The following is a 15,229-nucleotide window of genomic DNA, read 5'->3' on the forward strand; positions in this document are numbered from 1 at the left end:
GTTGCCGTTTTTTTGCGGTACCGGAACGGGTAAGGAACGGATTGCAGGGCTGCCCTAACGTTGCCCGCAGCATCGCTGCGTATACCGTATATAAAAGCAAGATCAAACCCTTTTTGAATAATTATGAAAAAATTATTACTGCTGTTTACACTGACCATTATTTTCAGCGGCGCGTCTGCCCAGGACTTTGTCTTTAAAAACATGATCGACCGGCTGTCCATATCCAAAGACGGGCAGGGGATCAATATCATCGGGAATGATATCCGGGACAACCTGGGAAATTATTTCTTAAAATCAAGCACCGGGCAGGTCCCGAACGAGGGCCTGTTCGTCCACCTGGCCGGGACCGAAACGATCACCGGCGCGAAAACTTTTACCAGCCAGGCAACCTTTACCAGCGGCCTTCGCCTGAATACCGATGTGGCCGGGCTGAACTACCTGACGGGACTGAGCGGTATGGGCCCGATCGGTAACGCGGTTTTTGTATCAACCGGTGCTTACGCCGCGTTCGGTGTAGGCTCCGCCAATATATCCGACGCACATTTTTTAACATCCTGGGGATATACGAAAGTAAAGTCCGGCTTCGCCGTATCAGATGACTTTACCGGTGTGCCGAGCATCAACGCGGGTATCCAGCTGTTTTCAACCACGAAAGGTATCCAAACCTCCAATATGACCTACGCGCAGCGTACCGCCATCGGCCTGGAATCCTACGACGCGAATACCGGCCTATTGGTCTTTCAAAAGGACGCCGGCGATAAAGGGAAAGGATTGTACACCGTGCTTTCGGGAAGTGTCTGGGACAGGATACTGACCACCGCAGACCTGGCCGGCGGCGGCGCCTCGGCACCTGCCGCCGACAATACGGTAGTCCATCTGGATGGTACGGAGACGATTACTGGTATGAAAAGTTTTTCTACCGTCGTGAAGATGAAGAACAGCCTGCTTATCTCCGATTGGTACACCGGCTGGCCCAGCCCAAATGCCGGCATCCAGCTGCTATCGACCACGAAAGGTATCCAGACCTCCAGCATGACCTATGCACAGCGTAACGCGATCTACCTGGATTATTCCGATGGCAATACCGGGATGACGGTTTACCAGCAGGACGACGGCGATAAGGGTAAGGGCCTGTACACCGTTATGTCGGGACGGCTATGGGACAGGATACTGACCACTGCCGACCTGGGCGGCCTGGGTGGCGCGAGCCCGGCGGCTGACGGGTTGGTCGTCCACCTGGCTGGCACCGAAACCATTACCGGTGCGAAAACCTTTTCCAGCGCGATTACGGGTAGTAGTAACCTCCTTATAGCCGACTCGTACACCGGAACACCGAGTGCAAATGCCGGCATACAGCTGATGTCGACCACCAAGGGCTTCCAGACCTCGAGCATGAGCTATGCACAGCGTAACGCGATCAACCTGGATAATTATGATGGCAATACAGGTCTGATGGTCTACCAGCAGGACCCGGGAGACAGGGGGAAGGGCCTGTATACCGTTAAGACCGGGCGCGAATGGGAGAGGATACTCACTACCAGCGACCTGAGTAACGGTACTATCCCGCCGGCAGGGATCCAAAACCAATACGGGGGGCCACAGACAGGGAATGCCTGGGTCAGCGGCATGATCAGGGCTGATGTTGGGATGATTACAGGAGGGATAGCTGCAACAAATCTGACAATAACCGGTGTCGGGTCAGTGGGGGTGAAGAATTTTGACGGTACGATGTTTACTGATAATACCTACAACGGTTATGTTGTTTACAACACCAACGTGGATGGTGGTTATTCAAGGTATGGCAAAGCTGCCATTAACTGGAATAACGGTGGTCATGATTTCATTATCCAGGCCCCGAATTTCACCAAGCAGCGGAACGTGGTATTTCCCGACCGTTCGGGCACCATCGTAGTCGCAGACGGCAACGGCTGCATTGTTACCGCCAACAAGGTGATGACCGCGGATGGTAAAGAGATATTTAAGACACCAAACGGCAGCTGGAAGTATGTACATGTCGGCGATGACGGTTCCCGTCTTGTCGACAATGCGACGGTCACTTTTGATAGTGACAACAACGCCTATGTAACCATTCCTTAAACCGGTTATCATGAACCAGGAAATAATATTAATAGCAGCTCCTGAGGCTATTTCCCGGCCCGGGTTACTGTTCCGGGCGGCGCAGGCATGCGGCAGGCTGGCAGTTTACCTGCTTCTTTTACTGGTCTCCGTACGGACATGTACGGCGAAAACGACGCTGACCTGGACCGGTGCGCTCAGTACCGACTGGAATAACGCCGGCAACTGGAGCCCGGCCCAGGTCCCCGGAGCCACAGACGAGGTGGAGGTCGGCATCAGCGCTTTCGGCTACCAGCCCCTGGTCAGCACGGCAGTGCAATGCACCAGTATGCTGCTGGGCAACCGGCAGCCCGTAACCCTGACCGTCAGCCCCGGCGCCGTCATGACGGTGAGCGGTTTTATCAAACAGGGACACGGCGGGGACGATGCCAGCGGTTACACGATTTTTACTGGTGGCGGGAGCCTGACCTGCGGCTCGCTGATCGTTGGAGACGGCATTCCGGGCAAAATTGTCGCCGTTAAAACTACCCGACTCATTTCCATGATCGCCAGTCTGACGGTCTCGGGCGACCTGCTGGTTAATTCGGTGACCTCTTTCCTGCTGTCCGGCGGGTTGTCCCATAACGACGGCTATTTTTCCCTGGCGGCCGGGCAAATGAACATCTACGGACAGGTCAGGCTAACAAATTCCGTCCCTGTATTCCTATCGGGCCTGCTTGCGGACTCCGGGCCTGCGGCGATGTTCCACATCGATATCACAGCCGGGCAACACCCGAGACTGAAGCTCTTCGGTAATATTTCTTTTGTCATCGCCAACCCGGCCTTCGATACCGTGGACCTTTATAACCTGGTGGGTACCGGCATCGGCGTAGTGGAATACGGCGGTGGCGACCAGATTGTGGCCACCCGTTCGCTGGCTGGCCTTGATCTCCAGCCCAAACCCTACCAGAACCTGGTTATTTCAGGCAGCGGGCTAAAAAAGACGGCTGCCCTAAGCGGGGACAGCCTGAATGTAGACGGCTACCTGACCGTACACACCGGTACCCTCGATCTGCAGACCAATAACGCTTACCTGAGCGTCGGCGGCAATTTCAGCAATGCCGGGACCGTCCGTTTGAACAGGGCGCTTTTCACCGGCGGCAAATTCAGTAATACGGCCATGATAAGCAGCGGTGAGGATACGATCCGTTTTCGCGGCGGGGACCAGGTACTGAGCGATACGACGGCAGACGGTACTGCCCTGAAAAACGTGCGGCTGATTTCCGGGACCAAAACGATCGCCAGCGGGGGATTTATTATCCCGCCTGGAGGAGAATGGCGGGCGGTCGACAATTCCACCATGGTCGGCATTTCCCCGGGGGCTGAGCTGCTGCTCCGCTCGGACGCCGGCGCCCAGTCCAGCCTGGTATTTTCCGGGCAGAACAGCAGGCCCGGAATTGAGACCGTCCGGCGGCCCGGCGGTATCAAGGTCAATGCCGTCCCGCCGGCGCAGGGCAGGCGTCTTCCCATCCGGGTGGGTACTTCAGGACGGAAAGGAACGGCCCGCCAGCTCAAACCAGCTGTCCGGAAGGTAAAATAATGCAGAACCGGGCTTAATCTCCCGCTAAAAATATAATTGACCCGCAAAACAGGTGCTTTAATGAGAAAGTTTAGTATAGGTATTCTTAGCGTCATCCTGCTCGCCTGTGGCACCCTCGAAACGAGTGCCAGGCCCGCGGTACTTTTTTGCAGGACGGCAGGTGCGGCCAGCCGGGACACGGCGGACGTCCGTCACCGGAAGGCGGATTCGGTTTTTTTGAAAAACATACTGCGTTCGTTATTTCCGGTGCCGTCTTCTGGAGCGCAGGTACCCGGAAATAACGCGGGTCTGCCGTCGTTCCCGGTCATACGTGCTCCCCGGACCGGTTTTGCGCTCAACACTCCCCGGCCCGACACTAATCTGATCAAAAGTAACTTTCAAAAGCCGCTCGCCATATTGAAGGGCAGTACTGCACAGCCGGCAGCGGCCATGACTGCTGTTAAAAATACGGGACCCGTCAACGCCGCCACAATAAACGACAATATCGCCAAAAAACTCGGAGATGTAAAAATGCCTTCAGTCAGCGCAGGGCTGTCCCTCGAAAACGATTTCCGGTACCATCCGGTACCCGGTCTTTATACCCAGAATAAAATAGAAAATGTGGTCGGCGTCCGCGGGAATGTGGTCGCCTTCGGTTTCCCGGTCAGTATCAGTATATCGAATAACCAGGCTGTTTTTAACGGCGACAACCGTTCCGCGGCAAACCTTTATAAGGTGGGGCTTAACCCGGACATGTTTTCCGGCCTGCTCAAGAACCAGCTCCAGCAATATACCGATCTGAAGAACACCGCCTTTCACGGCTTTGATTTTACGGAATATGTACACCAGACGCTTTCCGAACAGGTCCGCTCGGTCAGCGAGCGGGAGGGACTGCAGAACGCCGATTTTCACCAGTACCTCGGCGATGCCGCTAACCTCCAGGGACTGATCCAGTCATCCAGGGGGGAGCTGCGCAGTAAGCTTGCCGCCGTCGCCGACCGGCAGACCAGCCGGATGGCCCATGGGGACACCGCGCTGGCCAATACGCTGCGGGAACAGAACCAGCGGAAGGCCGATAGTATCGCCCTGGTCATCACCGAGATCAAAACCCAGCTGCAGAAAAAAGGGATAGACCCGGTCCGGCTCCTGCAGGAGGAAAATTACCTCGGCGGGAAAAGCAGCGCTGCGTTTAACAGTTCGGAACAGCTGACCGCGCTGATGGATAAAAGGCCCGTCAACGGTCTGCAATCCCTGCTGACCGGTATCAGGGATTTCAGGATCGGGTCCTTTGGCAGCCAGCTGCCCGGCGCCACCGACAACGAAGGCCGGCTGGTCAATGGCGCCAACCTCGGTATCAAGGTCAGCGGCTATCCCTTAACCTTCGGCTACGGTAAACTGGACGATATCAGCTCGCTGAAAGATGCCGGCTACCAGCACTCGGTCTATTCGGCGACAAAAGATGTTACCTATATCGGCGGCGAGATCAGGCGCAGCGTTTTTGGCAGAGTTAAATTTTCGGTGGTCAGCTCGTTCAGCGGCCAGAGCGCTTATAGTTACAGTAACCCGTCCATTCCGTCCAATGCCGTAGCGTTCACGCTGACCAAATTTTTGAATTTCGGCGACCTGGGAAATCTCGCGGTCAATGTATCCAAGTCTTCGACTTTATACAATAACAATTACCAGGTAGGCAGCGAGGCCATCCTGCAGCAAAAGGCGGGCGTTACCAATACCCTGAACAATGACCTTTTTCAATCCATGGCGGTCGGTTTTACCCATGACCTGAACAGTACAAGCCTGAACGCCACCGAGCATGTTTATTTCAATTATGGTGGATTGGGGTACCAGAATCCGTCCAATAACGGTAATTCGGGTTCGACCATCAAATTCGGCGGCAGTGTCCGGAAAGCGATGTACCGCAACAAGCTCCAGTTCATCCTGCGCAGCGATTTCAGGCAGATGCCCCTGAGTTATATTTCCAATGACAAATGGAAGAACTACCAGCTGCAGTTCACGGGCCGCTACCAGGTCAGCAATAAACTGAATTTTAGCCTGAAATACCTTTCCGGCGGTACCGGCAAGGTTTCAGACGGTGTCTCCGTACCCGTATACAGCACCCAAAAGTTTGAGCTGGATGCCAACGACACTTATAAGATCGGTAAATATTATACCACCAGCCACCTCAGTATCGGTAACCAGAGCCTGAATAACAGTTATGTTTCCGATTTCAGGAGTAACCTGTTAAATGTCAGCTATATTCAAAGCATAGCCTTCAAAAGCAGCTCGGTTACCGGGACGTTGTTTTACAATAAGGAATTGTCCGGGTTTAAATTGATCGGTAACCTGCTGACCACCGATATCGCCTACCAGTACCAGCTGTTCAAAAAGTTCCAGTTATCGTCCGGTGTCACCTACCTGAACAATGTCGATATCGCCAGGCAGCTGGGTATCAGGCAAAGCCTCCAACTACTGGCCGGGAAAAACTTTGACGTGAACGCGGCAGTCGACCTGCGGAAAAACCTGGTCACGCCACAGAACCCGGCGTTGTATGCTTCGACCCGGGGCGAGCTTTTATTCCGGTATTATTTGAAAACCAATTAGGCCATGAAAAAAATCTTTATCCTCATCGCACTGCTTTTTTCGGTACCGGCCATGGGCCAGGTCACCTTCCAGTTCGCGCCGGATATTTACGGCAGAAGCGTCGACGGCCTGCTGAACTGCAGGATATTAAATGCCTCGGGCAACAGGTCCGCTACCCTGACCGTATCGGTAAACGAACGCAAAAGCGGTAGTGTCGTGACGCTGACCACGACCAATTTTAACCTGTCGCCAGGCCTTAATTCGATACCGGGGAGCTCCCTGAAGAGTTCCAATATCCAGTTTTATAACAACACCGTTTCGGTCATTACCCGGCATGATCATAATTTCCCGGCCGGCGATTACGAATACTGCTTTACGCTGAGCTTTTCCGGCAGCGGCGCCGATCTCCCCGTTGAGCAATGTTTCAATTATGAGCTGATCCCTTTTTCGGAGCTGCACCTTTCGGAGCCCTACGACCGGGACACCATTTGTGAAAAACGGCCGCTGACGAGCTGGCAGCCCCTGCTGCCCGGCATCTCCGGTTCCGCTTACCAGCTGGTGATCTCCGAAATCAAAAGCGGGCAGAATGCCGTGGAAGCGCTGAACTATAACCTGCCGGTGGTGAACCAGTCGATGATCAGTTCACCGGTACTGCCTTACCCGTCTATCGCGCGGGAACTGGAGGAAGGTAAAAACTATGCCTGGCAGGTGACCGCCTATAAAGACCAGACGGTATTGAACCGTTCTGAAATATGGTCGTTCCACGTGGGCTGCAGGGAGACAAAAAAAGCGCCCGTCCCCGAGGAAGGCGGCTACCGGGACATCGAGGACCTGGCCCGGGGCAATTATTATGTGGCCGTGGAGACCATCAAGTTCGCCCTGCAGAACCCCTATAACGCGCAGGCGCTCAAATACCAGGTAGAGAACCTGAACAATCCCGGGAAAAAGATCAAAGGCCTGCCCGGGATCAAATTGCTGAAAGGAAAAAATAAGGTACTGATCGACCTGGCCAACACCGATGCCTTTACCGACGGCAATTCCTATATCATGAAGGTATGGCTGCCCGACGGAACGGTTAAGAATTTAAGGTTTATATATAAAGACTGATGAGAAAGCTGTATTTATTTTTATCGCTGCTGTCCCTGGCAGCCTGTAAAACACCGGGGGAACGGTGGTTAGCGGGCATGGAAGATTTCAGGGAGGTCCGCTCCGCCACGCTCAGCCTGCAGGCCATGCGGATGAAGGAGGCCGCGGGCGATACGGCCGAGCTGAACTATAAAATCAGGATCTATCCCTCGAAGGCCTGGCTGGCGGAGAATAACCGTAATGGCCGCGCAGCCGATTTCTATTACCATATGGACAGCGCGTTCAGTATCAAATACGGCAACCGGACCATGCAGCCGCAACTTGTGCAGCCCGTTGCGAACGGCATGTCAACCTGTTTTGAATATATGGTGACTATCGCCGTCACGCCCCGGATTCAAATGAAAACGGTCAGTATCCTGTACCAGGACCGGTTTATTGACGGGAAACAATACGAAATGAATTTAAACAGGCCATGACATACGGCCGGATGAATATGAACAGAAGATATCAAAAGAAAATCGCGGCAGGCCTGCTTTGCCTGATGGTGACCAATATCCTGACGCCCTGCCTGAGCTATGCGCTGACCTCCGGGCCGACGCAGCCCGAAACGACGGCATTTACCCCCGCCAGTACCTCCGATATGGTGGACCTGTTCACCGGGGATTTTAAATACAATATCCCGCTGATGGACGTGGACGGCTATCCCCTTAACCTGAACTATGATTCCGGCAGCGGCATGGATGACGAGGCCAGTTGGACCGGCTTAGGCTGGAATGTTAATGTTGGCGCGATTAACCGCCAGGTACGCGGCATACCGGACGACATGTCGGGCGACCAGGTGGAAACCGATCATTATACCAAGCCGAAGGTAACCGTAGGCGGCAGCGTTTCCATCAAAGCCGAACTGGTCGGCCTGGGCAAGAACCTGACGGGTTCAGGCTCCCTTAGCCTGGGCGTTTTCAGCGACAATTATACCGGGATCGGGGCCACCGTGGGCGTCAACGCCGGGATCTCCTTCGGCGGCCCCAACAGCGGGCCGATGTCCGCCGGCCTGGGCGTTGGGATCACTTCCAGCACAGCGAGCGGGGTTGACGTGACCCCCTACCTGAGCCTGGGTATTAAGGAGGGCACCGATACCAAGGTAACGGAGCGGGCCGGCCTCAGTGCTTCGCTGGGCTTTAACAGCAGGTCCGGCATGAAAAGTTTGACCTTAGGCTCCAGTTTCAGCGTGTCGGAAACAACCAAGATGCAGACGACTGTTACTGTTGACAACACTTTATCCGTGACCAACGTGGAAACGAAGAGTGGCGGTTTGTCCGGTTCCACGAGTTCCTCCGGTTCCTTTATGTCCTTCAATACCGAGCCGATCAGCCCGAATATCCAGTTCCCGTATAAATCGAGGTACGGTTCCTTCAGTATCGACCTGGGGCCGGCCGCCGAAGTGTTTTTTGTCGGCTTCGGCGGCTCTGGCTATAAAAGCGTCCGGGAGATCGCCCAGCAGCAGCTCTTTAACCCCGCTTACGGCTTTTTATACGCCGAACGCGGCAAGAACCAGAAAGACGCGATGATGGATTTTATCCGGGAAAAAGAAAACCCGGTGATCCCGGATATCCCGAACCTGGCCCTGCCGGTGCACACACCCGATCTTTTTTCCTATACCAGCCAGGGCGGCTCGGGCCAGTTCCGGCTGTACCGCGGCGGCTCGGGTGCTTTTTTTGACAACGAGGTCACGGATGATGACGGGGTGACCACGATCGGCGGGGATGTCGGCTACGGCGAGAATTTCCATGCCGGGGTGACCTACTTTAAGCAACACACGAAAAACACCACGCGCAAATGGGTGGACAATAACAATTACCTGGCCAAGGCCGATTTCCAGGACGCTTCACTGACCGACCCGAATGCACAGCATGCCTATTTTAAAGTGGTCGGCGAAAAGACTGCGGAAGATAACGACATGGTGTCGAAGCTGCACGGGACCCAGCCCCTGGAAGTCAGTATCAGCGGCAAAACCGCCAACGCGGCCTTTACCAATGCCTCGCTGAGTCCCCTGCAGAAACACAGCCGCCAGAAAAGCAGCGATGTGATCTCTTACCTGACCGCTGAAGAGGCCGCTAAAACGGGCCTGGATAAGGACATCAGCAATTACGCGTTTAATGATATTTCCGGGTTCGGGCCGGCGGTTAACCATCACCCCGTTCCGGCCTCGCGCCTGCCGCGGGTAGACAATGACTACCACCGGAAACACCACCTCTCGGAGATTACGGTGACCAGTCCGGAAGGCAAGCGGCTGGTGTACGGCCTGCCGGTTTACAACGCGACGCAAGCGGAATACAGCTATGCCGTTGGCGCGCACGGGAAAGTTTACCAGATCGCTGCAGGTACCAACAACCAGGTGCCTGTACAGCTCGACGGTTCCGGCATCAACCATACCAAGGGCATCGATAACTATTACCAGAAAAGGACCAGCCCGGCCTATGCTTCCAGTTTCCTGCTGACCTCGATACTCTCCCCCGATTATACCGACCGTACCGGTGACGGCATCAGTGATGACGACATGGGAACAGCCATTAAATTCAATTACTCCAAGGTGCCCGGCCTTTTCAAATGGCGGACCCCCTTTCATAATGCCACCCTCAACCGCGGCCTGCTCGCCGACCCGGATGACGATAAAGTCAGTATCGTGTACGGGGAGAAGGAACTCTGGTATATTCATACCATCGAAACCAAGACCAAGATCGCTTATTTTATTACCCAGGACCGGAGCGACGCACTCGGCGTGACCAACTATACTGGGGCGAATACCGACCTGGGGACCCGCCAGAAATGCCTGAGGGAGATCCGGCTGTATTCCAAGGCGGACCGGAGCCGGCCCATCAAGGTCGTGAAATTTGACTATAGCTATGAACTCTGCCGGGGGGTGCCCAATTCGGCGGATAACCAGTCAGGCCTGTCGGCCGACCCGGCCAAAGGAGGAAAACTGACCCTGAAACGGGTTTATTTCGAATATGGCAACAGCACCAGGGGCGTGAACCACCCTTATGTTTTTACCTACAACAAATCGGTTAACGGCCAGGAAATCGGCTACGGCGATATGCTGACCGACCGCTGGGGGGTATATAAATCCGCTGACGAAAATAACCTGCCCCTCAAAAACGACGAATATCCCTACACCAACCAGGACCAGCCGGGCAGTCATTCGGTGAAGGACCGGGTGGACCAGAATGCCGCTTTATGGCATTTGAATACGATTAAACTGCCCACAGGCGGGGCGATCAGTGTGAATTACGAATCCGATGATTATGCCTATGTGCAAAACAAGCGGGCGATGGCCATGTCGGGCATCCAGTCCTTCATTAACGCACAAGGCAACGACCTGGACTCCGCCTCCGTCAGCTGTTTGAAAGATGCCAAAGGGTTCAAGGTCAGCGTTTCGACGGCCCCGGGCAGTACGGAAAACCAGACCCAGTGGTTCAAAAAGAACTACCTGAACGGTGCAGACTATATTTATACCAAGGTGTTTACCAAAATGTCGACCCCCTACAGCTTCAGTACGCCGGAAACGGATTACGACTTCGTGCCCTGTTACTCGAAGGTGGCCTCGGTAACGGTTTCCGGCGGGTACGCCAAGGTCATGCTGGAGGACAGGAGCGACGGAGGGGTGACCGCCAACCCGATGATCTTTTCCGCCTGGCAGACCCTGAAGAACGAGTACCCCAGGTTCGCTTACCCGGGCTTTGATAAACGGGCGGGCAGCGAAGCCGCGCAGTCCTCGGTCACGAAGGCGGTTTCGGCCATTTTCAGTGCCTTCGGGAACCTCAGCGAGCTGGCCCAGAATTTTTACCAGAAATCATTCAAGCGGAATTTCGGCGCCCGGGTACACTTGGACAGGTCATTCGTCAAACTGGTCAAACAGGATGGCTTTAAGCTGGGCGGCGGTGTCCGGGTCAAAAAAGTGCAGATCAGCGACGACTGGCAGGAGATGTCGGGCAATACCAAAGGGTTTACCGCCAGCTACGGCCAGGCCTATGACTATACCACCACCGATAACACCGGCACGGTCAGCAGCGGCGTGGCCGCTTATGAGCCTTCCATCGGCAATGATGAGAATCCGCTGAAACAGCCCGTGCCCTATATCCAGAAGATCAAGGGCGCCATCGATAATTTCTTCGACCTCGAGGAGCCTTTCGGCGAATCCTTCTTCCCGGCCCCGACGGTCGGGTACAGCAAGGTCACGGTGACCGACCTGGACCGCTACGGCGACCCGGACCCCGGCCTGCGCACTGGTTATACCGTTAACGAGTTCTACACGGCGAAGGACTTCCCGGTACAGGTTACCGTTTTGCCGATCGCAGCCAAACATAACAAGCCCGTCAACTACCTGTCCTTCATCGGGGCAACGAGCATAGACGAGCTGTGCATGTCGCAGGGTTATGCCGTGGAGCTCAACGATATGCACGGCAAGGCCAAGGCCGTTAAGACCTACAATTCGGCCCGTTCCGAGATCGCCTCGACCATTTATTATTACAATGCGGAGCCAAAAGGAGCCTCGGAGCTGCGGCTGAAAAACCTGGTCAATATCGTCAACCCCGACGGTACGGTTTCTCCCAACCAGGTGATCGGCCGCGATATCGAGTTTTTTACCGACTTCCGGGAAAACGAATCCCGGAACGCGGGCCATTCCTATAACCTCGGTTTTGACATGGTCGGCCTGGGCTGGTTCATCTTCCCTTTGCCGCACTTTCCGAACGCGGATAATTCCGACTACAAGCTGTTCCGCTCGGTCTGCGCGGTCAAGGTCAGCACCTATTACGGCATCGTAGACCGGGTAGTGAAGACCCAGAACGGGTCAGCCATTACCACCCAGAACCTGGCCTATGACGGGCTGACCGGTAAAGCCCTGGTCACCAAAACCCAGAACGAGTTCAATAAAAACATTTATTCGCTGAACATGCCGGCCTACTGGGCTTACAAAGGCATGGGGGCTGCTTACCAGAATATGGGCATCGTGCTGAAAAATTTCAGCACCAACGCCAACGGGGAGCCGGCCGGTTACAGCGGGTTTTTACAGGCGGGCGACGAGATCGCGGATCTCACGACCGGTACCCGGTACTGGGTCATCGATAACCGGGCCGGCCAGTCAACCGGTAGTTCCAAAAAGCTCATCAACCGCAAAGGCCAGCTCGTTTCCTATTTCAACGCTGCGGGCCTGGTCAAGCTGGTACGTTCGGGCTTCCGGAACCTGCTGGACGCGGAGGCAGCAGCGATCGTTTCGCTCAATAACCCGATCCAGAACGGGAAGCTCCGTATTACCGCCAACGAAGATATGACAGGCCTGGGGGTGATCAATGCATCTGCTGCCACGTTTAACCAGAACTGGCCGGTGGAACTGAGCAATAACCCCTCCGACAGTACCCGGGTGGAAAATACCTCCGCGGTATTTACCTTTACCGCTTCGACAGGCAATTCCAATCATGGCCAGGACGGCGCCATGCTGCTGGATACCCCGGTCACCAGGGTCGTACAGAACGCCTTTTTAAAGGGCGGGCTCGACCGCTCCGGTATCTGGCTTAATCCGCCGAATACCCAATACCTGAACGTCAGCTTAGGGTTTGAAACTACCTTCAGCGTAGCCACTGAGGGCATGTATACCCTTGGCTATTCGGGCGATGATGATTTCCACTATTCCCTGGACAACATACCCCTGCCCAACCCCGCCCAAAGCTCGCTGTACTGGACGGTACTGCCGCTGCACCTGACCGCAGGGAAGCATTATTTAACGGCCGAGTGTACCAATCAGCCCTTGCCTGCGGGCCACCCGGATAATCCATCCACCAACCCTGGCGGGATCGGTATCGAGCTGTACCACAATACGCTCAGCCAGCTCGAAAACGCGCCTGCCGACGGTTCGGGCATCCAGGTGTTGTTTACTACCCGAAACCTCGTGAATGACCCCGACCTGCAGAGCTTCCGGACGGTTAACGGTGTCAAAACCTACCGCTTTACCTACCGCCGGTTCACCAACCCCTATATCGGCGGTTACCTGGGCAACTGGCGTACCTACCAAAGCAAGGTTTTCCAGCAGTCCCGGTATAGTTCCAATTTACCCGAAAAAGGGGTGGACGTCAAGTCCGGCGGTTACATCAATAATTTTGCTTCTTACTGGTTCTACGGGGATATCACGAAAGGAGAGACACCCGGCTGGCAAAGCAACCAGATTGGGAACCGGGCCCGCTGGGTGACGGCCAATACCGTTACCTCGTATGACAAATTCAGCCAGCAGCTCGAAAATAAAGATGCCCTGAACCGGTACAGCGCGGCGAAATTCGTATTTAACGGCGAGCAGCCCGCGGCGGTGGCCTCCAACGCGATGAACCGGGAGATCTATGCCGGCGCTTTCGAGGATAGTTTCTTTACCCCGGGCACCGTGCCGGATAGTACGAAGTCCTTCGAATTCGTGCAGGCTGGCACGATGGCTTCTATCAAGCCGCTGATCGTCGCCGATACCGCGCACTCGGGGAATTACAGCCTGCTGCTGCCCGCAGCCGGGATACAGCTGAACAGCCGGGTGCATGATAAAAACCTCGGGATAGACAGCCTGCTCACCATCAATGCATATGGCGAATACAATACCCGGAAGGATGTCGGCATTTACCCAAATGGATTTGAGCCGGCGCCCTCCAAAAAATATATTTTCAATGCCTGGGTGAAGGATACCCATCCCGCCGACAAGTCGGTTAACCTGACCTTGTCCGTAAACGGAACGAATGTGCCGCTGACCTGTAAAGCACTGGTTGAAGACTGGAAGCTGGTTGAAGGGACCATTACCACACCAACCCTTGGTGCAGATAACGGCTTTCATGTACTGATCAGTCCCGTTGACGCAACCGTGTACATTGATGATATCCGGATGCACCCTTTTGATTCGCATATGAAGACTTATGTCTACGATGATCAAACGATGCGGCTGATGGCTGAGCTGGATGAAAACGGCTTCGCGACCTTTTACGAGTATGACGATGAAGGCCTGCTGATCCGGGTCAAGAAAGAAACCGAGCGGGGGATCATGACGATTAAGGAGACCCGCTCCTCCTATAAAAAAAGCGGTTCCTGATTTATTCCGAGTTTGTTATGAAAAAAATAGCTAAAGTTAAAATTACCCTATTGATTGCCATCGCTTTAACCGGGCTTGCCCTGCTGGGCCGCGCCGTCGGCCTTGCTGTCAGCGGCCGGTCGGCCGCGCCGCGAAAAACAGCACAGTCCGGTACCCTGCCCGTCCTGGTATATGATACCCTGGCGGTCGGAAAGTTCAACAGCCTGCTGCGGTCTATGGATTTTAGTAAAGTCAACTGCCTGTACGCCGGCAGCATCAATGTGACGGACGGCAAAGACTCGGCTAATAATATCCGCGACCTGAAATTCCTGTTTAACAAACGGGGCAAAAGCATTTATTACCTGCTCGGCAGAACAGAGACCGTCAACCAGGACGGCCTGAACATTTTTATTGATCATGACAACAAAAAGATCGCCCTGTCCGCCGGGCAGTTTGAGGCCGCCCCGCCGGTAAAAAGTACCAGGCTGATCATTTCCCAGCTGCGTTCGGAAAATTACAGCCTCCAGGCCGTACCGCAGGGCAGTACAAAAAAGATTTCCATCCGGAACGAAAGGCACGTGACCTGCAAGGAGTTGTCCGTGACCTATGATACCCTGTCCAATAAGCTGCAGCAGATCTACAGCCGGTTTACGGATATTACCGATATCCCCAATAAGGCCACTGAAAAAAAGGTGTTGATCCGGGTTGACCGGCAGGAGGACCGGGCGGAATCCGGCCTGTACCCCCTGCCCGGTGATATCGTGCGGAAAGAAAACGGAAAATGGGCGCTCCGCGAAAAGTACGCCAATTATGAATTGATCATCCTGTAAACCTGAACC

Annotated in this window: 7 protein-coding genes; all 7 read left to right on the forward strand. The window is 54.7% G+C overall.

What is annotated here, in order from left to right; genetic code table 11:
- Nucleotides 1-123: 123 nt before the first annotated feature.
- From AC1RM2_RS21355 to AC1RM2_RS21385, 7 genes are read left to right on the forward strand one after another with little or no spacing between them, the layout of a single operon-like run.
- Nucleotides 124-2,097, forward strand: a complete 1,974-nt coding sequence (locus tag AC1RM2_RS21355) for a phage tail-like protein (protein ID WP_492987187.1) — start codon at nucleotides 124-126, stop codon at nucleotides 2,095-2,097.
- 10 nt (nucleotides 2,098-2,107) lie between these two features.
- Nucleotides 2,108-3,655 carry a DUF8693 domain-containing protein gene (locus tag AC1RM2_RS21360; protein WP_492987188.1) on the forward strand — a complete coding sequence of 516 codons (1,548 nt, stop codon included), beginning with the start codon at nucleotides 2,108-2,110 and terminating at the stop codon, nucleotides 3,653-3,655.
- Nucleotides 3,656-3,715: 60 nt separating this feature from the next.
- Nucleotides 3,716-6,232 carry a hypothetical protein gene (locus AC1RM2_RS21365; RefSeq protein ID WP_492987189.1) on the forward strand — a complete coding sequence of 839 codons (2,517 nt, stop codon included), beginning with the start codon at nucleotides 3,716-3,718 and terminating at the stop codon, nucleotides 6,230-6,232.
- Nucleotides 6,233-6,235: 3 nt separating this feature from the next.
- Nucleotides 6,236-7,318: a DUF928 domain-containing protein gene (locus tag AC1RM2_RS21370; RefSeq protein ID WP_492987190.1), complete on the forward strand. Its 1,083-nt coding sequence runs from the start codon at nucleotides 6,236-6,238 to the stop codon at nucleotides 7,316-7,318.
- Nucleotides 7,318-7,773 carry a hypothetical protein gene (locus AC1RM2_RS21375; protein WP_492987191.1) on the forward strand — a complete coding sequence of 152 codons (456 nt, stop codon included), beginning with the start codon at nucleotides 7,318-7,320 and terminating at the stop codon, nucleotides 7,771-7,773. Before AC1RM2_RS21370 ends, AC1RM2_RS21375 begins: the two co-directional genes overlap by 1 nt.
- Nucleotides 7,770-14,411, forward strand: coding sequence for a hypothetical protein (locus AC1RM2_RS21380; protein WP_492987192.1), 6,642 nt, complete (start codon nucleotides 7,770-7,772; stop codon nucleotides 14,409-14,411). Before AC1RM2_RS21375 ends, AC1RM2_RS21380 begins: the two co-directional genes overlap by 4 nt.
- A 17-nt stretch (nucleotides 14,412-14,428) precedes the next feature.
- Nucleotides 14,429-15,220: a hypothetical protein gene (locus AC1RM2_RS21385; RefSeq protein ID WP_492987193.1), complete on the forward strand. Its 792-nt coding sequence runs from the start codon at nucleotides 14,429-14,431 to the stop codon at nucleotides 15,218-15,220.
- Nucleotides 15,221-15,229 lie beyond the last annotated feature (9 nt).

The organism is Mucilaginibacter sp. GW822-FHT03E02 (assembly GCF_058801545.1).

Bases quoted from the DNA above. Each gene is read 5' to 3' on its own strand.
- AC1RM2_RS21355 (WP_492987187.1), top strand. From the start codon at position 124: ATGAAAAAATTATTACTGCTGTTTACACTGACCATTATTTTCAGCGGC.
- AC1RM2_RS21360 (WP_492987188.1), top strand. From the start codon at position 2,108: ATGAACCAGGAAATAATATTAATAGCAGCTCCTGAGGCTATTTCCCGG.
- AC1RM2_RS21365 (WP_492987189.1), top strand. From the start codon at position 3,716: ATGAGAAAGTTTAGTATAGGTATTCTTAGCGTCATCCTGCTCGCCTGT.
- AC1RM2_RS21370 (WP_492987190.1), top strand. From the start codon at position 6,236: ATGAAAAAAATCTTTATCCTCATCGCACTGCTTTTTTCGGTACCGGCC.
- AC1RM2_RS21375 (WP_492987191.1), top strand. From the start codon at position 7,318: ATGAGAAAGCTGTATTTATTTTTATCGCTGCTGTCCCTGGCAGCCTGT.
- AC1RM2_RS21380 (WP_492987192.1), top strand. From the start codon at position 7,770: ATGACATACGGCCGGATGAATATGAACAGAAGATATCAAAAGAAAATC.
- AC1RM2_RS21385 (WP_492987193.1), top strand. From the start codon at position 14,429: ATGAAAAAAATAGCTAAAGTTAAAATTACCCTATTGATTGCCATCGCT.